General features: G+C 63.3%; 20 protein-coding genes and 1 pseudogene. 13 read left to right on the forward strand and 8 right to left on the reverse strand.

Going from position 1 to position 21,864, the window contains the following annotated elements; all coding sequences use genetic code 11:
• Positions 1-42 precede the first annotated feature (42 nt).
• Both B586_RS19660 and B586_RS00195 read right to left on the reverse strand, forming a co-directional pair.
• Positions 43-277: pseudogene (locus B586_RS19660) on the reverse strand (acyl-CoA dehydrogenase family protein); the annotation flags it as partial.
• Between the two features lie 44 nt (positions 278-321).
• Entirely contained in the window at positions 322-738 is a 417-nt protein-coding gene (locus B586_RS00195; RefSeq protein ID WP_054879032.1) for a WhiB family transcriptional regulator, read from the reverse strand.
• Between the two features lie 149 nt (positions 739-887).
• Between B586_RS00195 and B586_RS00200 the strand changes: the two genes are divergently transcribed.
• The 6 genes from B586_RS00200 (at position 888) to B586_RS00225 (ending at position 5,090) form a co-directional block, all read left to right on the forward strand.
• Positions 888-1,676: a helix-turn-helix domain-containing protein gene (locus B586_RS00200; protein ID WP_054879031.1), complete on the forward strand. Its 789-nt coding sequence runs from the start codon at positions 888-890 to the stop codon at positions 1,674-1,676.
• Positions 1,673-2,509, forward strand: coding sequence for a C40 family peptidase (locus tag B586_RS00205; RefSeq protein WP_156406673.1), 837 nt, complete (start codon positions 1,673-1,675; stop codon positions 2,507-2,509). Before B586_RS00200 ends, B586_RS00205 begins: the two co-directional genes overlap by 4 nt.
• Positions 2,510-2,522: 13 nt before the next feature.
• A complete protein-coding gene (locus B586_RS00210) occupies positions 2,523-2,885 on the forward strand; it encodes a DUF4226 domain-containing protein (protein ID WP_054879030.1) in 363 nt (120 codons plus the stop codon).
• A 108-nt stretch (positions 2,886-2,993) separates the two neighbouring features.
• The gene (locus tag B586_RS00215) at positions 2,994-4,418 is read left to right on the forward strand and encodes a DUF4226 domain-containing protein (protein ID WP_054879029.1); all 1,425 of its coding nucleotides are present in this window, start codon (positions 2,994-2,996) and stop codon (positions 4,416-4,418) included.
• A gap of 46 nt (positions 4,419-4,464) precedes the next feature.
• Positions 4,465-4,782: an ESX-1 secretion-associated protein gene (locus tag B586_RS00220; RefSeq protein ID WP_047315686.1), complete on the forward strand. Its 318-nt coding sequence runs from the start codon at positions 4,465-4,467 to the stop codon at positions 4,780-4,782.
• Positions 4,779-5,090: a DUF2694 family protein gene (locus B586_RS00225; protein ID WP_054879028.1), complete on the forward strand. Its 312-nt coding sequence runs from the start codon at positions 4,779-4,781 to the stop codon at positions 5,088-5,090. The genes B586_RS00220 and B586_RS00225 overlap by 4 nt, the downstream gene beginning before the upstream one ends.
• Positions 5,091-5,115: 25 nt before the next feature.
• On the opposite strand, the gene B586_RS21235 is transcribed toward B586_RS00225, so the two are convergent.
• Complete coding sequence (locus tag B586_RS21235) at positions 5,116-5,259, reverse strand: hypothetical protein (RefSeq protein WP_168162492.1); 144 nt, start codon at positions 5,257-5,259, stop codon at positions 5,116-5,118.
• 279 nt (positions 5,260-5,538) lie between these two features.
• Here B586_RS21235 and B586_RS00230 point away from each other — a divergent pair, with 279 nt between their 5' ends.
• From B586_RS00230 to B586_RS00250, 5 genes are all read left to right on the forward strand, one after another.
• Positions 5,539-5,853: a DUF2710 family protein gene (locus B586_RS00230; protein ID WP_047315688.1), complete on the forward strand. Its 315-nt coding sequence runs from the start codon at positions 5,539-5,541 to the stop codon at positions 5,851-5,853.
• A 55-nt stretch (positions 5,854-5,908) separates the two neighbouring features.
• A complete protein-coding gene (eccB, locus tag B586_RS00235; RefSeq protein ID WP_054880794.1) occupies positions 5,909-7,405 on the forward strand; it encodes a type VII secretion protein EccB in 1,497 nt (498 codons plus the stop codon).
• Positions 7,406-7,407: 2 nt separating this feature from the next.
• Positions 7,408-11,487, forward strand: coding sequence for a type VII secretion protein EccCa (gene eccCa, locus B586_RS00240; RefSeq protein ID WP_054879027.1), 4,080 nt, complete (start codon positions 7,408-7,410; stop codon positions 11,485-11,487).
• Positions 11,488-11,613: 126 nt separating this feature from the next.
• Positions 11,614-11,919: a PE domain-containing protein gene (locus tag B586_RS00245; protein WP_054879026.1), complete on the forward strand. Its 306-nt coding sequence runs from the start codon at positions 11,614-11,616 to the stop codon at positions 11,917-11,919.
• A 9-nt stretch (positions 11,920-11,928) separates the two neighbouring features.
• Complete coding sequence (locus B586_RS00250; protein ID WP_054879025.1) at positions 11,929-13,134, forward strand: PPE domain-containing protein; 1,206 nt, start codon at positions 11,929-11,931, stop codon at positions 13,132-13,134.
• A gap of 115 nt (positions 13,135-13,249) precedes the next feature.
• On the opposite strand, the gene B586_RS00255 is transcribed toward B586_RS00250, so the two are convergent.
• Together B586_RS00255 and B586_RS00265 are read right to left on the reverse strand one after the other, a co-directional pair.
• Complete coding sequence (locus B586_RS00255; RefSeq protein ID WP_047315691.1) at positions 13,250-14,023, reverse strand: TIGR03084 family metal-binding protein; 774 nt, start codon at positions 14,021-14,023, stop codon at positions 13,250-13,252.
• Positions 14,024-14,277: 254 nt separating this feature from the next.
• Positions 14,278-15,564: an MFS transporter gene (locus tag B586_RS00265; RefSeq protein WP_082607701.1), complete on the reverse strand. Its 1,287-nt coding sequence runs from the start codon at positions 15,562-15,564 to the stop codon at positions 14,278-14,280.
• Between the two features lie 137 nt (positions 15,565-15,701).
• Here B586_RS00265 and B586_RS00270 point away from each other — a divergent pair, with 137 nt between their 5' ends.
• Positions 15,702-16,310 carry a YqgE/AlgH family protein gene (locus B586_RS00270; protein WP_156166511.1) on the forward strand — a complete coding sequence of 203 codons (609 nt, stop codon included), beginning with the start codon at positions 15,702-15,704 and terminating at the stop codon, positions 16,308-16,310.
• Here B586_RS00270 and B586_RS00275 read toward each other — a convergent pair.
• The 3 genes from B586_RS00275 to B586_RS00285 all read right to left on the reverse strand — a co-directional run bounded on the left by B586_RS00275 (position 16,307) and on the right by B586_RS00285 (position 18,744).
• Complete coding sequence (locus B586_RS00275) at positions 16,307-17,326, reverse strand: bile acid:sodium symporter family protein (RefSeq protein ID WP_047315717.1); 1,020 nt, start codon at positions 17,324-17,326, stop codon at positions 16,307-16,309. The two genes, B586_RS00270 and B586_RS00275, sit on opposite strands and share 4 nt — an antisense overlap.
• 22 nt (positions 17,327-17,348) lie before the next feature.
• A complete protein-coding gene (locus B586_RS00280; protein ID WP_047315693.1) occupies positions 17,349-17,690 on the reverse strand; it encodes a hypothetical protein in 342 nt (113 codons plus the stop codon).
• Between the two features lie 79 nt (positions 17,691-17,769).
• Positions 17,770-18,744: an LpqN/LpqT family lipoprotein gene (locus B586_RS00285; protein WP_054879024.1), complete on the reverse strand. Its 975-nt coding sequence runs from the start codon at positions 18,742-18,744 to the stop codon at positions 17,770-17,772.
• A 187-nt stretch (positions 18,745-18,931) separates the two neighbouring features.
• Here B586_RS00285 and leuS point away from each other — a divergent pair, with 187 nt between their 5' ends.
• Complete coding sequence (leuS, locus tag B586_RS00290) at positions 18,932-21,850, forward strand: leucine--tRNA ligase (RefSeq protein ID WP_047315695.1); 2,919 nt, start codon at positions 18,932-18,934, stop codon at positions 21,848-21,850.
• The last annotated feature ends 14 nt before the right edge of the window (positions 21,851-21,864 follow it).

Below are 21,864 nucleotides of genomic sequence, written 5' to 3' on the forward strand. Positions count from 1 at the left end.
GGGCGGCCGCAGCAGCTTCATGGCGACGTCACTGGTGGTGAGGGCTTTGGCAAGTTCGTGCTCGAGTTCCGCTTGTTCACCAAGCAGATTGGCTCCCGGAACCCGAACACCATCGAACCGCAATTCGGCGGTGTGGGAGGCCCGGCAGCCCAAGCCGGCACCACGAACAGCGCCTAACCGTGATGGCCGAGCTCTTTGTCGACGACCGCGTTGACCACATGCACAGTGGCATACCGCCGTTGCTGATCCACATTCTGTGGCCGTCGATGATCCGGTCGTACCGTCTGGCTGGTTCCGCAAACTGCCCCGTCGACGATGTCGTCAGGCGGCCGAACGAGGGCCAACGTGTGCGATCGGCAAGTGCAACACGACTGCGGCCACCGCAATGGCGTCGTGTTCGTGGTGCGCCAGCAGCGCTGCGTTCTCGGGTAGCTGGCGCGAGTTGATTTCGCCCGCGGCGATCCGCCGCAACACCTCATGGGCCTGCGCGAGCTGTTCGCGCTTGCGGTACTGGCCGCCGGGCAGCTTAACGCCAGCCCAGACTCCATACTCTTCGCGATGCGCAATTGCGTGTTGGGCACACAGACGCTGCTGCGCCAGTGGGCAGCGGCGCAGGCATTGGATCCGAGCCTCGGTGGCGGACCGTTCATAGGCACGCGCCTTGGCGGCGCCGTCACCGCCGTCGTCATCGGGGTAGCCGAACCATAGTTCCGGGTTAGCTGCGCACGGGTGTCCCATCTGTCGGCCTCCCTTGTTAGAGCGAAACGTAGTCAAAAGCGTATACGCACTGGACGGGCCTTCGCAAGAGAATGACGATAAAAACGTATACACACACACAGGGTTGGCTTGAGGGCTGTGTAATATCCGGTCTATGGCCGGAGCGTGCGTTGAGCCGTGAGTCGGCGGGTGCTGCCATCCGCGCGCTGCGCGAATCGCGCGACTGGTCACTGGCGGACTTTGCGATCGCGACCGGCGTCAGCATCATGGGACTGAGCTATCTAGAACGCGGTGCCCGCAAACCGCATAAAAGCACAGTTCAAAAGGTTGAAAATGGGCTTGGCCTACCGCCTGGCACCTACTCGCGGCTTCTAGTGGCTGCTGATCCCGATGCCGAGCTGGCCCGACTAATTGCCGTGCAGCCCCTCGAGGCGACGTCTGCGCGACGTGCCGGTGCGGTGGTTGCGGACCGCCACAGCGACACAGAAGTGCTGGAAGGCTACGCCGAAGCGCAACTCGATGCCATCAGATCCGTCATCGATCGTCTCCCAGCGACGACATCAAACGAATACGAGACGTATATTCTATCTGTGATCGCGCAGTGCGTGAAAGCGGAGATGCTCGCCGCCAGCTCGTGGCGGGTGGCGGTGAACGCCGGCGCCGACTCGACGGACCGGCTCATGGAACACCTACAGGCGCTCGAGGCGACACGCAGCGACCTGCTAAATCGGATGCCGACGAGCTTGGGCGCGCGGTTCGATCGGGCATGCGCGCAATCGTCGTTGCCGGAGGCGATCATCGCTGCGCTACTTGGCGTCGGTAATGACGAAATGTGGGATATCCGCAACCGGGGAATCATCCCGGCGGGAGTGCTCCGGCGCGTTCGCGCTTTCGCCGATGCGGTCGAGTCGACGAGCCAGGCCGCGGCAGACAACGACAGCGCGGAGGGGAACTCGTGATCGACAGCGAAATCGAGGCGTTGAACCGTGCTCATCAAATGTTTGCAGGCAGCACTCGGCACTCGACACTGAACGCGGGCACCGCGCGCTACAACGGACTACTGCAGCGCGCAGCCAGGCTGAACAACACTGTGGGGCATGGTAGTTATCAACCAGCGGTGCACCATAGCCGCGAAGCGTTGCTGTCGGCATCACGAACGGATGCTGCGGTCGGCGCGGTCATCGCCAATGCCCAGCGGGATCGGGCCCGAGCGCGTGAGCTGACCAAAAACGTCCTCCAGGAGGCCCACGCCGATGCTGCCATTACTCCGGCTACCCCGATGGCCCAGCGAGAAGCGATGCGTCGTCGCATTGCACGCCTGCGCGCGCAGCGAATGCACGTCTTGTCGGCCCGCCTGCGGGCACGACGGCACCTAGTCGCATTGCGTGCGCTGCGCTACCGGACGCAGCATCACCTTGGCCCCGCGCCGACCGGACTGCGGTTACCCTCAGCAACCGGCCGCGCGGGAATCGCGGTGCGTGCCGCGCTGTCGCGACTCGGCCGTCCTTATGTCTGGGGCGCAACTGGGCCCGACCAGTTCGACTGTTCTGGGCTGGTTCAATGGTCGTATGCGCAGGCGGGTATCCATCTGGACCGCACCACATATCAGCAGATAAACGACGGGATTCCGGTACCGCGCTGGCAAGTGCGCCCGGGCGACCTCGTCTTCCCCCACGCCGGGCATGTACAACTGGCCATCGGCAATAATCTGGTCGTCGAAGCGCCCTACTCGGGCGCGTCGGTCCGGATCAGTCCGCTGGGCAGCAACGTGCAGATTCGCCGGCCACTTTGAGAAGGTTGAACGCATGTCGGAGCAAGCTGGATCGTCGCTAGCTGCCATTCGGGAACGGCAGACGGCACTCGCGAGGCAGCACAGAACGGCTGCCGACGCCGACCGGGTGGTGACCGAGGCGATCGCCAGTGCTCATGCAGCGATACGCGAGAGCATCGGCCGACTGGATGCGATCGCCGCCGAAATCGATTGTGCGGTACAGAACCAGGCCGACCTCGCCGTCGATACTCGTATGGGTTCTAGTGAGTTTCAGAAATTTTTGATTGCTAAACAGCGGGAGATTGTCACCGTCGTGGCTAGTGTTCGCGAGTTGGATCGCACGAAAAAGGCTGTGTTGGAAAGCGTGCGGGCACAGTACACAACGCCCGCGGGCTAGCATTGCCAGATTGGGGTGAATTGTCGGCGGCGGTGTGCCGAACTACTGTCACCCGGCATGAAGGGTTCACGTCGTCCGCAACCGGGCGCGGCGCCGATTGCCTAGACGATGTCGACGTATGACGACCTACTTGCTGTAGTCAAATATGTCCGGGACCGCACGGGCGATCCAAACGCGTGGCAGAGCGGACTGACGCCGAGTGAAGTGTCAGCTGTGGTCACTCCCACGACACGCTTGGAGCAACTCGACGCGATCCTGTGCAAGGTCCGCCAACAACATTCAGATCTGTTCGCTCCGACGGTGGCGATGCCGGGTGATCTCGGCCTATGGCTGCGCGGATCGGGCGTACCTGCGGCGGCGGAACCCCAGCAAGGTGACGCTGCCGAAACTATCGGATATGCTGAAGCTGCTCTGGCGCACCAGAATTCAGCGAGTTCGCAACTTGACTTGCAAGTGATCTCGGCAATCCTGAACGCGCACCTAAAGACTGTCGAGGGCAGAGAGGCGCTGAACAAGCTACAGCAAGAGACCGAAGGGGCGGTACGAACGCGATCGGATCTGGACACACCGGCGGGTGCGCGTGATTTCCAACGATTCCTCATCACCAAGCTCAGGGATATCCGCGCGGTGGTCGCCAACGCAAGCCTCGATGACACGTCGAAGTCAGCGCTGATGGCCGCGTGGACATCGCTGTATGGTGCCTCGAAAACGGGACTGGACGTGCCCAGCGGACAGCGTCCGGCATCGGCCGCGCTCATTGGCGCATCGGCGCCGGGCGCCAGTCAACAGGTGGCGGAATTGCCCGATGCCGAAGATCCGTACCTTGATTCGCTGTTGCTTGACGATCCCCGACCCACAGCGGGACCGACTGCGCCGCCGATGCCGATGACGCCGATGATGCCAAGCATTCCCAACCTCGGCGTTGTGCCGACGCCCGGCGGGCTAACGGCGCCGGGTTCCATTCCGGGTTGGAATGCACCAGGTGGGCTTCCCCTTTCCAGGTTGCTTGATGGCATTGGAACTGAACCAGAGCCGAGGGATTTCGATAAAGAGCAGCTGGCATCGGCAGATCCAAACTTGAAGGACCAGGAACCCGATCACCACAATGACGATGGCGAGAAGGAATCGTCCGCCGAGAAGCCCGAATCGCCGCCGACGGGTCCGACAACCGTGACACTGCCCGACGGTGAGACGGTGACGGCTGCCAGCCCACAGCTGGCAGCAGCGATCAAGGCCGCGGTTGGCGGCGCGTCGATCGCAGATGCGTTCCGTGAGCAAGGAATTACCATTCCTGCTCCCGGCACGACGGTGACCAACCCCATCGACCCATCCCGGGTCACACCAGGAGATGTCGGTATCTTCACCGACCGTCATGCGCTTGCACTCGGCCGCAGTCAAGCGCTCCTCGACGGCCAGATTCAACATATCTCCGCCGTGACCGGGCCGAGCTTTCTAGGCTGGGAGCATCCGCCGACGCAGACCGGAACACCGACGCCAACCTGGCCGGCGGCCACGGCGACGGGGTCACAATGACAAGCCCATCGGAACGAAGGCCAGCGCACCAATGAGGAGACCGTAGATGACAGATCGAATTCGTGTGGTGCCCGCGCAGTTGCGGGAAGCCGCGGTACGTCACCAGCAGACGGCCGAGTACTTGCGGACCGTACCTTCGTCGCACGCCGCGATCCAAGAGAGCTTGGACTCACTCGGGCCCATCTTCACCGAGTTTCGCGAAGCTGGCCGTGAACTTCTCGAGCTCAGACGGCAGTGTTACCTGCAGCAAGCAGACGACCACGCCGATCTGGCGCACAACTTGAGGATGTCAGCGGCGATGTGGGACCAGCACGAGGACGAGGCAGCGCGCAACCTCGGCAGCATCGTTGACGGCGATCAATGACAGACTCCAATCCTGCCTTCGACACCGTCCACCCGAGCGGACACATTCTCGTCCGCTCATGTCGCGGCGGATACATGCACAGCATCGCGCTGAGCGCGGAGGCGATGGATACGGACGCGGAAACGCTGGCGCAAGGCATCCTGCTAACTGCCGATGTTTCGTGCCTCAAAGCGTTGCTGGAAGTGCGCAACGAGATCGTTGCGGCCGGCCACACCCCGTCCGCGGAGGTTCCGACTCCCGACGATCTCGACGCTGCGATCGAGAAGCTGCTGGCGCATCAACTGCGCCACCGAGCCAGCCCGAACTAACCAGATCTATACCAAACTGACGCCGCTAAAGCAGCCAGGTCTTAGCGGTATCAGGATCGGGTGTGATATCGGTTGGCGGCTCGACGGGATTGGCGCCGAACAACTCTCGCGCACGATAGAGCAGAGCACGCACTTCGTCGAGTTGCTGCTGCAGCGCAGAATCAGCCATACCCTTACGCTACCCAGGCCATGGCAGTCGCACAATTCACCGCGTGCTCAGCTTGCTGGCGATGCCGGTAGGCTCAGTCGGTGGCGAATTTCGGTCGGATAGCGGCGCGCCAGTGTCTGCGCAGAGTGACCCGGGAATCCTTGATGATTTATCACCCGGCGTGGTTCGGAGAACTCGACCCTGGTCGGCCGGTACGCCGCAGAGCTGTCGCTGCTGGGGCCGGAACGTGGCCCCGGCGTATGAATTGACGCTGGTCGGAGGTGTCGACATACTGTCATCGTGTCGGGGGGCAGCCGCGCGAAATTGAGCGACAAAGATCTTGTCGAATCGGTTCTGCAGCAACTGAGTGAGGCAGCGGACAGATGGGAAGCCCTCGTCGCGCAGGCCGAGGCCGTCACATACAGCGTGGACCTCGGCGATATTCACGCAGTGGCCAATTCCGATGGCCGGTTGCTCAAGTTGACGCTGCATCCGGGCGTAATGACCGGCTACGCCCACGAGGAATTGGCTGACAGGGTGAACCTCGCGATCGCAGCGCTGCGCGAAGAGGCAGAGGCTGACAACCAGGCGAGGTACGGCGGGCCCCTGCAGTGATACCGGTGTCGATTTAGCAGACCGATCCGCATCGACTGCCGAAAGGAGAATGGCTGTGCCGCTCAATCTGTCTAACCGGGACCAGAATTCGGGACATCTCTTCTACAACCGGCGCTTGCGGGCTGCGATCACTAGGTTTTCGGTGCGGATGAAGCACGACGACCGTAAACAGCAAGCGGCGGTGGCACTGTCGATTGTGCTCGTCCTTATCGGCGTTGGATGGATGGCGTTACTCCATGTCATGAGGCCCGCGGGCCTGATCGGCCAATCAGCTATCATCGGCGACCGCGACACCGGTGCGGTCTATGCGAAGATCAATGACCGCCTCTACCCCGCACTCAACCTCACCTCCGCGCGGTTGGCAGTCGGCGCTGCCGCCGCCCCCGCCTGGGTCAGGGCGAGCGAGATCGCCAAATACCCCACCGGCCCGATGATCGGTATTCCTGGTGTGCCAGATAGCCTGCCGATCGCATCGAGTTCTATATCGGCATGGTCGGTCTGCGACACCGCGGCGGACCGTGGTAGCGGGACGGCTCCGGTGGTGACGTCCATCGCCGGCCAGCTCTCGGCTGTTGGCCGGGCCACTGCGATGGGCCCGGCCCAAGCTGTCCTCGCGACTCACAAGGGCACGACCTATGTGATCTGGCGAGGGCAGCGGTCCCGCATTGATCCAGCCGACCGGTCGGTGACCCTGAATCTCGGGCTTGATCCCGGTGTGACGTATCCGATCGAAATTTCCAACGCTCTCTACGACGCAATGCCGTCAACGGAACCCCTTGTACTGCCGGCAATCCCAGATGCCGGCACGCCATCGCGATGGTTGCCTGGGTCTCGGGTAGGCAGCGTGCTGAAAACCCGGGACGTGAGCGGCGCGGTCAATGGCTTCTACGCGCTGCTGCCAGGCGGCGTTCAGAAGATCACCAGCTTCGTCGCGGACCTGTTGCGCACCGGGAACTCCGAGGGTTCGACAACGCCAGCACTCGTTGCTCCGGACACGCTGATCCACATCCCAGTAGTTGACGTGCTCGACGTCGACTACTATCCGCCGGGAAAGCTGGATTTCGTTGACACGTCGGCGAATCCGGTGACATGTGTCGCCTGGGAAAAACAGTCCGGCGATCCGCAGGCCCGAATCACCGTCCTGAGCGGGCGGGGTCTGCCGGTCCCGATCAGCATGGACCCTCGCGTGGTGCATCTGGTCCGCGACGACCGCGATCCCAACTCTGTGGAGGCTCAGCAGACATTGGTGCTGCCGGACGCGGCGAATTTTATTGCCACGACGAGCGGCGAAGCTCGGTCCGATAGTCGGGAGAGTTTGTATTGGCTTTCGCCGCAAGGCGTTCGGTATGGCGTTCAAGCAGAGCAACGGACCTGGCAAGTACTTGGGCTGGATCCGCGCTACGCGGTGCAAGCGCCTTGGCCGATAGTCCGGACATTTGCAACCGGACCGGCGATTAGCCGCGATGCCGCCCTGGTCGCGCGCGACGCAATACCTGCAGGCGGTGCGGTGACGTCCATTCCGGAGTCCAACGAGCAGACCACCGGGAGTTAGCCATGTCCAAGCGAGGTTTCGTTCGCGGTACCCGCAGGCCCCCACCGAATGTTACGCCGGTGCGAATCGCAGTCGGCGCGCCGCTGGCATTACCTGAACGTGAGCCGCGCAACATCCTACTGATGATTGCGATTCCGGCACTGCTGGTTGGGATTGTCGGCACGTTGGTGGTGATGTACGCGTCAGGGATTCGGTCGCTACAGTCGGGGTTCTTCCCGATGATCGGCTTGGTCGGGTTCGGCACGCTGATGTTCAGCGGCCGCTTCGGGCGAGGACGCCGGATCAGCTGGGGAGAGCAGGAAAAGCAGCGCCGAAGCTATTTGCGTCAGCTCGACGAAGACCGCGACGAGGTACAGCGCGCCGCCCATGATCAGCGGGCCAGCCAGCTGTTTGTGCATGGAGACCCGCAGCGGCTGGACACCGTTATCGGTGGTCCGCGGATGTGGGAACGGCGCGCAGCAGACCCAGACTTCCTCGACGTGCGGCTGGGGATCGGGGTGCAGCAGGCCAGCGAATCCGCGGTTTCTCTGCAGTGGCCCGACGTTCCGATCGCCGAAGAGCTCGAACCCGTAACTGGTGGTGCGCTAAGGGATTTCATTCTCGAACAGAGCAAGATTCGCGGAATTGGCAAGCTACTGAGTCTGCGGTCGAAGCCCGGATTCAGCTTCATCGGCGATGATCCGAGCGAACTGCACGGCCTGGCGCGGTCGATACTGTGCTCCCTGGCTGTCTACCACAGCCCAGGTGATCTCAAGCTTATGGTGGTGACCCGGCATCCCGAGCTGTGGTCGTGGTTGGTGTGGTTACCGCACAACCAGCACGACGAAATGTTCGACGCCTGCGGACTGCGCCGGTTGGTGTTCGCCTCTCCAACGGAGTTGGAAGAGGCACTTGACGCCGAGCTGCACCGCAAGGGCCGTGGACCATGGACACCGCCGGTCGGAGGTAGCCCAACATCGATGCCATCGCCCATCGAATCGGCAACTGATCTGGCGCTGGGTCCGCACTGGGTGATCGTCGACGACAACGTCGGTACGCCCGAGCAATGGGAGGGTGTGACTGGGCAGAAGGGTATGGCCGGCATTACGGTGCTGAGGTTGGCGACCCGAGTCGGTGTCGGCATCGGGTTCGCCGACGCGAACCAGCGTTTCGCGCTGCGTAACGGCCGACTCACGCACCGTGACTCGTTCTATGCCATGGCGGATCTGCTTGCCGAGAGCACCGCCAACCGGTATGCCCGCGCGCTTGCCCGCTGGTCCCCGATGAGTGCCGGTGAATTGTCTGCGACCGGTAGTCAGGGCGGCGAACTGCTTCGGGCGCTGGGAATTACCGACCCTCGCGAGTTGGACGTCGACAAGCTCTGGGCAGAGAGCCGTGGTCGCGGTGACCACAGATGGGCGATGGTGCCCGTCGGCGTCAAGCAAGGTGGTGAGCTGCAGTATGTCATCATGCGTGCCAAGGATTTTGGTGGCTACGGCTTCCACTCGGTAGTAATTGGTACATCCGGGTCAGGTAAGTCGGAGTACTTTCTGTCGCTGTGCAGCGGCATCGCGCTGACCCACTCGCCGGAGACATTCATCGTGATATTCGTCGACATGAAGTTCGAGTCGGCAGCCCAAGATCTGCAAGGATTTCCGCACGTTGCTGGTTCGTTGTCTAATCTAGGCTCCGATGACCGGCATTTGGCGGAGCGGATGCGCAAGGCCATCAATGGCGAGATCGCCAGACGTTACCGACTTTTCAAGGATGCCGGGGCGCGGGACGCCAACGAGTATGAGGAGATGCGGCTGGCCGGACGGGATCTAGAGCCGGTACCGATCCTGCTGGTGATCATCGACGAGTACCTCGAGTTATTCATTCATCATCCCGAGTGGATCGATCTGGTTATCCACATCGGCCAGGAGGGTCGTGGTTGCAACGTCTTCTTCACGCTGGGCGGCCAGCGGTTGGATCTGTCGTCGCTGAGTAAAGTCAAGAGCAACATCGCTTTCCGGGTGGCGCTGCGCGCCGAGACGGCGGAGGACTCCCGGGATGTGATCGGCAGCGACTCGGCGTTGCATCTTCCATCCAAGGAGAACGGCTACGCCTTGCTCAAGGTTGGGCCACGCGACTTGGAACAGTTCCGTTGCTTTTACGTGTCGGCCCCGTTCGTGATGCCAAAACGGCCGACTAACGCGAACAAAACTGTGGCTGTTAGCTTTTCCCAGCCTCGCTCCTACACCTGGTCCTACCAACCGCTCAGTGAAGCGGACAGCGCTGCATTAGCTATCGTAGACGAACCTGAAGAGCCGGACGAGTTTCTTTTTCACTCTGATGGCTTTCGGAAGAGGAAACTAGTCGATGTAATCCGAGAGTCGCTACTCTCGCATCCCGCACGCCCACCGCACCAGATCTGGCTTCCACCTTTGGAAGTCAGCGAGCCGATCGATTCACTCGTGGCCCGCTGGCGCGGCAAGCCATGGGATGTCGAGTACGGGCAAAACCCGGGCCTGGTGTTCCCGATTGGAATTGTTGACATTCCCGAAGAGCACGCTCAACGTGTGCACGTCGTCGACGCCGAGATGGATAACGTTATGGTGGTCGCGACCGCTCAGCGTGGCAAGTCCACCACGTTGATGGCGTTGATGACCTCGGCGGCATTGATGTATCGACCCGAACGGGTCACGTTCTTCTGCATCGGTGCGTCTCTGTACCCCATCGAAGAGCTGCCGCATGTAGCATCGGTGGTCAGCCAGACAGACAGTGAGGGAGTGTCTCGGACTGTCGCCTCGATCGAGGGGTTGATCGCGGCCCGCGAGGCTGCGTTCAAGCAATACCAAATCGACATCTCCGAATTCCGGGATCGCCGTTTCGGCCCAGACGCGGGTGCCGCCACCGATCCCGACGATAAGTTCGGCGATGTTTTTCTCGTCATCGACAACTTCAGCGACCTTTACGACAAGGGTGCAGCAATCGGTGATCGTGTGATCGCGATCGCCCGCCAAGGTCTGTCGTACGGGGTGCATGTCGTTACCAGCGCCACGGCGTGGTTGGTGGGGCAAAAGCAGCAGCTGGTGAATGTGTCAAACGCACGCATCCAGTTGCGGCTAAGCAACCCAGACGAAACCCAGATGGGAGAAGGCTTCGAGCGGAGAAAGGCCGCCCGGAATACGTTGGACCGTCCTGGGTTCGGGGTTACCCGGGACGGCTACGAGTTGCTAGTCGGAATACCTGAGCTGACGACGCCCACCGGTGAGCGAGTGGCGACGCGTGAAATCGGCGCCCTCATAGCTGATTTGACCGGAGCTGGCAGGCTGGAGAAGTTGGCGCGATTGCCCGAGCGGATTCAGCTCAGTCAGGTGATTGGTACTTTCGTGGACGCCGCCGCGGCTACCGACCCGCTGAACATTCCGTTCGGAATCGGCGAAACTGCCTTGAAGCCAGCATTTTTAGCGACTCGCAGAGTACCCAACATGCTGGTCTTGGGGCGCCAGTTGTGTGGGAAGACCACGACGCTGGCGGCGTTTGGACAAGCGATTACCAGCCGGTTCGCGCCCGACCAGGCTCAGATCACCATCGTCGATCCTAAGACATCGCTGATCGGTAAAATTCAGGGTCCGCACGTGCGTGCGTACGCCTATACGCATGACGATATCGACGCGGTGATCCAGGAATTGGCGGAGATCATGCGTGGCCGCCTGCCACCTTCGGGTCTGAGCCAGGAAGAATTGTTGCACCGCAGCACATGGCAGGGTCCGCGCCATTTCCTGCTGATCGATGACGAGCAGGAACTCCGGCCGCACGGTGTGATCGGCAAGGGTGCGGCAACGGCGCCGTTGTGGGGATTGATCGAACGCAGCCGAGAGATTGGCCTACACATCATCGCCGCGCGCCTACCAGGAAACTGGGCCGGGGTTTCAGTGACGAACCCATTCCTGCAGAAGATGACAAGCTCGCGCGCACCAACACTGTTTATGGATAACGATCCGGCAGCAGTGAAAGTATTCGGCAGGATCAGCGCGCAGCAACTGCCCCCTGGTCGTGGCCTGCTGGTCACAACCGACGGTGTGGTGGAGGGAGTGCTGGTAGGAACCCCGGAATAGACTGAGTCGACAGCCAGCGCGGCCCACTTTAGACTCAGACGGCACCGCGGAGAACTTTCGGCGGACCCAAAATCGCCCGAGGGGGGCTTCCTCGCTTGCCGGGCAACCGAAATTTGGGAGGCGGATATGGGCGGCTTGTTCAGCATGATTCCCGGCGCCGTGGATTTGTCGTCGGCCACCGAGGCTGGAATCAGCGAGGAGATGGCGGCCACGACGGCAGCCGGCGCGGCTGCGCTCACTGGGGTGATGCCGATGGGAACTGACGCTGACTCTGTTGCATTCGCGGCCGCGCTCAACGCCGCCGGAGCGGCCTACCTTGCCGCCACCGCTGAACATGTCGGGCAGCGGGCGGCATTTGCCGGCACACAAGGCTTGGCTTCGGCGACCGGCACCGCCGTCGACGCGATCAACTCGGGCAACCTCACGCTGTAAGGGACGCCCATGCCCGACCCTAGGTGGACCGGTCCCCCCGAGCTGATAGCGCAGATCTTCGAGGCCGGCAGCGCGGCGTCGGTAGTCGCCAACAACGTGGTTTGGCTGACTGAGACCGTGAACAAGCAACTGTCGATGGGCCTTTCTGCGGTCAATACCGCGGCTACCGCAACACAGTGGCAGGGTTTGGGTGCGGTGGCCTCGATGGTGGCCGCAGCAGGGCTCAACGCCGGATTGCAAACGCTGGTGGGCTGGACAGCAGAGAAGATCACCATCACGCAATCCGCGGTGGAGGCGTTCACGCTCGCACAATCTTCCGTCATCCCGGCGGTGGTTTCGTTGACCAACCGGGCCGAGACGCAAGTTTTGTATGACACCAACTTTTTCGGTATCAATGGCCCCGCAATCATCGAACGGGAATCGGAATACTACGGCGAACATTGGCCGCACAATTCGAGCGTCGGCTGGGCGTATGCCGGCACACTGAGCGCGTTGGTCGCAGCATTGGCCGTTCCCCCGCCTGTCGCCCCGATGGGCGCGACGCCGGCCGCGCCCGCGGCCGCCGGAGAGGCGGTGGCTCAAGCGGCGGCACAGACAGGCATGAACAACGCGATGCAGGTATCAAATCAGGCCACCCAAAGCGGAGGGCAGACAGCATCGCCGCCGGCCGCCGCGACCGGTGAGCTTAGTTCACTGTTGCAGCAGCCGATGACGATGGTGCCCAGTGCAACCGAGCCGCTGAACCAGATGCTCAAGACCCCAACTGAAGCGATTCAGGGCATGACCAGCCTGCCGCAAGGGCTGATGCAGTCGGTGGCTGGCATGTTTCCTTCGGCTGGGGCACCGAATGCTGCGGCGGCTGAGGCTGTTACGCAGCCTGTGTTGGCCGGCGGCGGCACTGCTGGTGGGCTTGGCGCCGCATCGGCGGGCGGCGCGGGTGCGGTTGGTGGCTTCCCCGGCGCCGGACTAACCAGCTACACCCGCCCCACCAGCAGCTTCGAGCCGGAGACCGGTGGCAGACCGACCGGCTTGCGCGCCGGGGTGCTCAACGCCGCCGAATTACGTAGTGCCACAACCTCAACTGGGATGGGTGGGGCCCCAATGCCGGTGTCACCGGCCGGCATGCTGGCGCGCGCAAGCGGCACCGAAACCGACAAGGACGCCGTGACGCGCGCCCGCGTCGTCGTTGATGGCGATCCAAAGAACCGCAGCTAGCCACCCACCTGCATCGGCGGGATCGGCACCTAGCATCGGCCCCGGCTCTCTTCGCGCTCTGCGCTCATCGACCGGGGCTTGTTCGGAAGGCCCCGGCTCTCTTCGCGCTCTGCGCTCATCGACCGGGGCCGGGTGGGCCGGCAAAGGCTTGCGCGATACTCAACCACCGTTGCGCGTCGGCGCCTGCTGCGGTGATGTCGAGGGTGCGTAGCGCGCGTCGCTGAGTGACCAGCAAGCAGAAGTCTTCGGCGGAGCCGGTGATGCGTTGGGCGGCGTTGGGCGGTCCCCAGGACCAGGTGTCCCCATGAGGCCCCCGCAGCTCGACGAAGAATGGTTCGGTTGGCGGAGTCATGTCGTTGACGAAGAAGGCGTAGTCACGGGTGCGCACCCCGAGATGTGCGATCGACCGCAATCGGTTGGTGGCGGGTCGGTTGGCGCCAAGGGCGTCGGCGACATCAAGTCCATGCGCCCAGGTCTCCATCAGCCGAGCGGTAGCCATCGACGCTGCGCTCATGGGGGGCCCGAACCACGGCAATTTGCGGCCAGCGGGAACTGTCAGTAGCGCCTCATGTAGGCGTCGGCGCGTCGCTCGCCAGTCGGCGAGGAGTTCGGCCGGCGAAACGGTGGCCAGTTCTTCGGCCCCCGCGTCGACGAACCCGGTAGGAGCCGCGGCCGCCGCCGTCAGCACCTCGGTAAACCCCGCCTCGTCGGTGACCGCGGTGAAGGCGACCCGGTCGGTCCACAACAGATGCCCGATCTGATGCGCGATGGTCCAGCCCGGCGCGGGCGTCGCAGCTGACCAACGCTCGGCGGGAAGAGGTGTCACCAACGCGTCGAGGTCGTCGCTTTCGGCACGCAGGTCGGCCACGATCGGCGCGGGACCCGTCATCATCGCCTCCGGAACGAATCGTCGGCTGCAGCCGACGGGGAAATCACCCCCTGTACTTTAGAATGTGTTGGGAAAGTGTCCACCACTTCGCCTGTTTGCACCGAGATTGCCACTATGGTTGCGATGGGCGTTCGAAGCACAGCCTTGACGGCAATCTCGGCGCAGTCCAGCAACACGTTCTTATCTTCCGCCGCACCGACTGCTCCAATCACATCAGTCACGTAGGAACGCCGCGCCGGTTTCCTAGCATGCTTTTAGCGATGATGCGCCGGCAGCCCGCGCCGGCTGAGGATGCTGTGAATGACGAGCCCGACGAGATAGAGCGCCGACCCGAACAGGATAAACGTCGGTGCGTGCCCGTCTTCGGGAATCACCGTCGCTGCCGCCGTGATCGACACGATGAACGCGACCCAGAACAGTGAATCCTGCACGGCGAACACGTGTCCGCGCAGGGCGTCGTCGACGTCGATCTGCACCGCCGAGTCGGCGCACAGCTTGACCGTTTGGCCGGCGACGCCGAGGACGAAGCCGCAGGCCACCATGAGCGGTAGCAGCAGCGCGGCGCCGGCGATTTGGACGACCGCGGCTGTCGCTAACGCGCCATTTGTCGTGGCGTAGCGCCCCCAGCGGCGCACCGCGGGCGGGGTCAGCACCGTGGCCAGAAAGGCGCCAATACCCGTTGCAGCGAAGAACAGCAGCACGGTGCCTAGCCCGCCGACTGCGGGGCTCTTCATGTGGTGGACCAGTACCAAGATCAGCAGCGAGTTGATGCCGACCACCATCCGGTGTGCGGCCAAGGCAGACATAGTGGCAGCGACCGTCGGGCGGCGCGCCACGGTCCGCGCGCCGTGCAGCCAGCCGGTGATCACCGCATAGGTGGCCGACCCGTGGATCGCGAGTTGGGTGTCGTCCGGGCCAAGTACGCGGGCGCCGAACCGTGATGAGAGCAGCACCGCAAGTGAGATTGGCACCGCGACGGTGAAAATGATTGCCGAAGCGCCCTTGTCGCCGGCGCCGACGAGCCAGCGTGGCACGAGCATGAAGTTGGCGCCGAGGAAGGCCGCGACCGCGCCCGACGCGGTGGCGACCGAGTTCATCGTGACCACCTGTTCGCGTGGCACCACGTGGGGCAGGGCCGCCGACAAGCCGGATAGGACGAACCGAGCTAAGCCGTTAGCGAGCAGTGCCGCACACAGCAGCGGCACCTCACCGGCTCCGAACACCAGAATGGTGCCGATCCCAGCAATGAGCGCCAGCCGTCCCACGTTGGCGCCGACGAGCACCAGTCGGCGATCCCAACGGTCCACCAACGCCCCGGCGAACGGCCCCAGCAGTGAATAGGGCAGAAACAGCACCGCGAAAGCTCCCGCGATCGCCAGTGGGTCAGCGGCTCGGTCCGGGTTGAACAGCAGCGCTCCGGCCAGCCCCGCCTGAAAGAGGCCATCACCGAATTGACTTGCCACGCGCACCTGCAGCAGTCGCCGGAAGTCTGGCAAAGTGCGCACCGACCGCCACACGTCGACGGGTGCGCGCGCGTGCATCCGGGTTTGAATCACTAAATCCACTTCCACGATCGGGGCTCGCCTCGGTCTGCGCCGATCCCACAACACTACAAACAAAATATTCGTTGGCCGTCCTCGTTTGCGCCGGGTGATGTTGCCGGTGGTGCGATGATGGTGTGGTGCCCCAGCCCGAAGATCCCGAAGACTACGCTGCACCCGCCGCGCAGCGGGTGCGCGCGGGTACGTTGCTGTTAGCCAACACAGATCTTCTTGAACCGACGTTTCGGCGCAGCGTGATCTACATCGTCGAGCACAACGAGGGCGGCACCTTGGGCGTGGTGCTCAATCGGCCCAGCGAGACCGCGGTCTACAACGTGTTACCGCAATGGGCGAAACTGGCGGCCAAACCGAAGACGATGTTCATCGGGGGGCCGGTGAAGCGTGACGCGGCCCTGTGTCTAGCGGTGCTGCGGGTCGGCGCTGATCCGCACGGCGTCGCGGGTCTACGGCATGTGTCGGGCCGGCTGGTGATGGTCGATCTGGATGCCGAACCGGATCTGATCGCACCACTGGTGGAGGGGCTACGAATCTTCGCGGGGTACTCGGGCTGGACCATTGGTCAGCTCGAAGGCGAAATTGAGCGTGACGACTGGATTGTGTTGTCGGCGTTGCCATCTGATGTCATGGTTGGGCAGCGGGCCGATCTGTGGGGCCAGGTGCTGCGTCGGCAACCGTTGCCGCTGTCGCTGCTTGCGACCCACCCGATCGATGTCAGCCGGAACTAAAGGGCTTCTCCCAGCGCGGACGCCGGCACGGCTACCGCATCGGTTTCGTCGACTCGGTCCCGTGCCAATCTGCTGGCGATCAACGCGCATGCCACCAGTTGAACCTGGTGAAAAATGATGAGCGGCAACATGGTTAACCCGACTGTGGCGGCGGGGAAAAGCACCAGCGCCATCGGGAGGCCGGATGCCAGACTCTTATTTGAACCACAGAACAGCAGGACGATCGCGTCGCGTCGGTCGAGTTGGGCAAGTTGGCCGATCACCCCGGTGCAGACCAGCATCACCGCAAGCAGCACGGTGTCGACGGCGATAACCAAGATCAACCGCCACGGATCGATGCTGACCCAGATTCCTTTGACCACGCCCATCGAGAAAGCCGTGTACACCACCAGCAGGATGGAGCCGCGGTCGACCACCTTGAACAACGGCGCATAGCGGGCGACGGTCGCTGCGATCCATGGCCGCATCAGCTGGCCGGCCCCGAACGGCAGCAACAGTTGCAGCACAACATCGCGGATCGAAGCACCATCCAGGCGCGGCACGCCACTGGTATTCATCAGCAGCACCACCAGCAGTGGGGTCAGCACCACGCCCAAGATGTTGGACAACGATGCGCTCATGATGGCGGCCGAGATGTGGCCCCGTGCGATCGAAGTAAACGCAATCGAAGACCGCACCGTCGACGGGATGAGGCAGAGAAACAACACTCCGTTATACAGGTCAATGGTCAGCACCGAGGGCACCAACGATCGAGCGGCCAACCCAAGCACCGGGAAAATCACGAACGTGGCGGCCAGCACTAACCAGTGCAGCCGCCACTGACGGACACCGTGCCAGGCCTGCTGCGGCGACACCCGGGCGCCGTAGAGGAAGAACAGCACGGCGATGACCGCCTTCGTGGCGAAAGACACGGTTCCGGCCGCCGCACCGTGGGTCGGCAGCAGGCCAGCAAGTGCCGCGGTTGCGCCTACTGCCAGTAAAAAGGTGTCGACCGGGACCGCCCTTAGCCGCTTCACCACGACGTCCGCAACAGGCAGCTTAATGGCAGGACTGGGTGCAGCCGGCGCAGTTCTCGCCGCAACCGTTCGCTGCTGCCTGGTGGCGTAACGCGTATCGCGCGCTCTGCCACGAGCCGGTAGCCAGGGTGCCGACGGCCCCTGCGACACAAACGGCCATCACTACCAGGGCGGTGTGCGCGGCCACGGCCAGGGCCACCACACCACCGGCGGCTAGCATGATCGCGGCCGCCAACTGCGTCGGCGCCATGGCGCGCAGCGCCAGCTGCGTGGGTTCGACGGTCTGGTTGTGGGTGAGTGCCCAGGTTCCGAACACGGCGCATACCGCCGCCGCACACACGCACAGTGCGCCCGCTATCAACATGTGTCAACAATACGAGTCCACTAGTGAGTTCGCTTGCCTGGCTCCCAGTCGGCCACCCGGAGTCGGTGTGGTCGCCAACTCAGTGCGACGGGGTCAGCATCAGGTTCGGCAGCGGCAGCAGCCCGGGTACCAGGGACAGCAGGTTGGGTGCGGGTGGCTGGCCGGGCGGCATCCCAGGCAAGGGCGCCGGCCCGGTAAGCCCAACGGGTGTCGAGCCGGGCCGCTGGGTGGGTGCCGGGGCGGACGCCGTGGGTGCGGACACCCGGAATCCGTTACTGATGGCGTTGGTGGCCGGTGCATCGGCGACCGCCTGCGACAGAGCAGTGGTCACGGACAGTGAGACGAGGTATTTGTCCGGCCCGGAGCTGGCGATGACGTGGCGTCGCGAAGTGTTCAGCGTCATATCGTTTTCGCGGTACGTACCTTCGATGATTGACGACGGAAAGCCCTCGAAATCAGCCTGGGAGGCATTGGTGGTCTGCCACGCGAACAGTTGCTGAGCGTCGACGAAGCCGTGCGTGATGGCCTCTCTGGGATCGAAGTTGCCGACCAGCTGGTACACCACTACCTGCGCGTTTGAGGTGTAGAGGCTGTTGCCCAGCCGGTCGGCGATCACCGCGAACGCGTCGGGCACGTTCGGGTCCGGAACCTGAGTCCAGCGGGTGGGCACCGGCAAGGTGATGTCGAGTGCCTTGAAGCCTTGCGGCTTTTGCGCCACCAGCTTGACGTCTTTTGCCTTGAAGTAATCACGCAACGTCCCAGCGACCGGGGCAGCCACGGTGGGCGGCGTCGGTCCCAGGGCGGCCGGTCCGGGAGCCTGCGGGGTCGCGACGAACCTGTTGTTGGTGGTGATCCCCCCGGGAACGGCCGTGACGTTCTGTATGGGTGGCAGTGACGCCGGCGGGAGAACAGCGGGGACACCGGGAATAGCCGGTGGTGGTGCTGGAGGCGAAGGATCTGCCGAGGCGGTGCCGCCAGCGAAGGCAGTGACACCGATCGCGCCGGCGGCCAGACCCCCTGCGAGTACTCGCCACGTTTGTGCGAACTGAAACATCTGCCTCGGTCCTTCCCGATCACGCAGGCACCGGCGCCCGTCGTTCGTGGCTGACAGTAACTAGTGGTCAGGCACGGTGAACAGCCTCGAAATCGAGCTGGGATGAAGCCCTGATCGGTGCGCAACGGAACCGATACCAACCTGTGGCCACCCAGGTCCGCTGCGGCAGCCCTTATACCCTGTTCACGTGACCGAATCGCCGACTGCTGTCCCTGGGCGCAACTCTGCTGTTGCTCAGCCGGACACCGATGCGCCGCGATACCGCTACACCGCGGAGCTGGCCGGCCGGATCGAAAGCACCTGGCAGGACAATTGGGCGCGGCTGCAGACCTTCAACGTGCCCAACCCGGTCGGCTCGCTGGCCCCGCCGGACGGTTCGGCGATCCCTGCCGACAAGTTGTTCGTGCAGGACATGTTTCCCTATCCATCGGGTGACGGATTGCATGTCGGACATCCACTGGGCTACATCGCCACCGACGTCTACGCCCGGTATCACCGGATGATTGGCCATAACGTGCTGCACGCGTTGGGGTTCGACGCTTTCGGGCTGCCCGCCGAACAGTACGCGGTACAAACCGGAACTCACCCACGCATCCGAACCGAGGCTAACGTCGTCAACTTCCAACGCCAGCTGGGCCGGTTGGGCCTTGGCCACGACAGCCGACGCACCTTCTCGACCACCGATGTCGAGTTCTACAAGTGGACCCAGTGGATCTTCCTGCAGATCTACAACGCTTGGTTCGACGCCACAGCTAACAAGGCGCGTCCGATCGCCGAGCTGATCGCCGAATTCGATTCCGGTGCGCGCCGCCTTGCGGACGGCCGGGATTGGGTCAAGCTGTCGGCGGGGGAGCGGGCCGACGTGATCGACAACTGCCGACTGGTCTACCGGGCGGATTCGATGGTCAACTGGTGTCCGGGGCTGGGCACGGTATTGGCCAACGAGGAGGTCACCGCCGACGGCCGCAGCGACCGCGGCAACTTCCCGGTATTCCGGAAGCGGTTGCGGCAATGGATGATGCGTATCACCGCCTATGCTGACCGGCTGCTCGACGACCTTGACCTGCTGGACTGGCCCGAGCAAGTCAAAACTATGCAGCGCAACTGGATCGGCCGCTCCACCGGCGCGAAAGCACTGTTCTCGGCAACCCTAAGCCGCAGTGACGCCGCGGCAACCGAAGTTGGCGTCGACGTGTTCACCACCCGACCCGACACCATGTTTGGCGCCACCTACCTGGTGCTGGCGCCCGAGCACGACCTGGTCGACGAACTAGTCGCCACCGCCTGGCCGGACGGGACAGACCCCCGGTGGACGTATGGCGCCGCCACACCAGGCGCGGCTGTCGCGGCCTACCGCCACACCATCGCTGCCAAGTCGGACCTCGAGCGCCAGGAGAGCAAGGAGAAGACCGGCGTCTTCTTGGGCAGGTACGCCACCAACCCAGCCAACGGAAAACCGGTGCCGATCTTCATCGCCGACTATGTACTGGCCGGGTATGGCACCGGGGCCATCATGGCGGTCCCCGGCCATGACCAGCGTGACTGGGACTTCGCCCGTGAGTTTCACCTGCCGATCGTCGAAGTCATTGCCGGCGGCGATATCTCGGAGGCCGCCTACGGGGGCGATGGGGTGCTGGTGAACTCCGGCTACCTCGACGGGATGGACGTGGCAACGGCCAAAGAGGCCATCACCGCCCGCTTGGAGTCCGAAGGTCGCGGCCAGGCCCGCATCGAATTCAAGCTGCGCGACTGGCTTTTCGCTCGGCAGCGGTACTGGGGTGAGCCGTTCCCGATCGTCTATGACAGCGACGGAAGACCGCATGCGCTCGACGAGGCCGCACTGCCGGTCGAGCTGCCCGACGTGCCGGACTATTCGCCAGTGCAATTCGATCCCGATGACGCCGACAGCGAGCCATCACCTCCATTGGCCAAGGCGACCGAGTGGGTGCACGTCGAGCTGGATCTGGGCGACGGCTTGAAGCCCTACAGCCGCGACACCAATGTCATGCCGCAGTGGGCGGGCAGCTCTTGGTACGAACTGCGTTACACCGATCCGCACAACTGCGAGCGGCTCTGTGCCAAGGAAAACGAGGCCTATTGGATGGGCCCGCGGCCGGCTGAACACGGCCCTGACGATCCCGGCGGTGTTGACTTGTACGTCGGAGGCGCCGAACACGCGGTGCTGCACCTGTTGTATGCCAGGTTTTGGCACAAGGTGTTATACGACCTGGGTCACGTCAGCTCTCGAGAGCCCTACCGCAGGCTGATCAACCAGGGCTACATCCAGGCTTTCGCCTACACGGATGCTCGCGGCTCATATGTACCGGCGAACCAGGTGCTGCAACGCGGCGACGGGTTCGTCTATCCGGGGCCCGACGGCGAGATCGAAGTCTTTCAAGAGTTCGGGAAAATCGGTAAGAGCCTGAAGAATTCGGTATCACCCGACGAGATCTGCGATGAATACGGCGCGGACACACTGCGGGTGTATGAGATGTCGATGGGTCCGTTGGAGGCTTCGCGGCCCTGGGCCACGAAGGACGTCGTCGGCGCATACCGTTTCCTGCAGCGGGTATGGCGACTGGTGGTCGACGAATGCACCGGCGAAACCCGGGTGGTGGACGCAGCGGGGGAGCTGGATACCGACACGCTGCGGGCGTTGCACCGTACCATCGCCGGAGTGTCCGAAGACTACGCGGCACTACGGAATAACACCGCAACGGCGAAGCTGATCGAGTACACCAACCATCTCACCAAAGAACACCGTGACTCGGTGCCCCGGGCCGCGGTCGAGCCTCTTGTGCTGATGTTGGCGCCGCTGGCCCCGCATCTGGCAGAAGAGCTGTGGCTGCGGCTAGGCCACACCACCTCGTTGGCGCACGGCCCGTTCCCGGATGCTGACCCCGCGTACCTTGTCGACGACACCGTCGAATACCCGGTGCAGGTGAACGGCAAGGTTCGGGGTCGGATCGTGGTTGCTGCCGACGCGGACGACGACACCCTGAAAGCTGCCGCGTTGGCTGACGATAAAGTACAGCAGTTTTTGGCCGGTGCCACACCGCGCAAAGTGATCGTGGTCGCGGGCCGGCTGGTCAATTTAGTTGTCTAAGTTTGATGAGTGGC

The sequence above is a fragment of the Mycobacterium haemophilum DSM 44634 genome, from assembly GCF_000340435.2.
GTDB lineage: Bacteria > Actinomycetota > Actinomycetes > Mycobacteriales > Mycobacteriaceae > Mycobacterium > Mycobacterium haemophilum.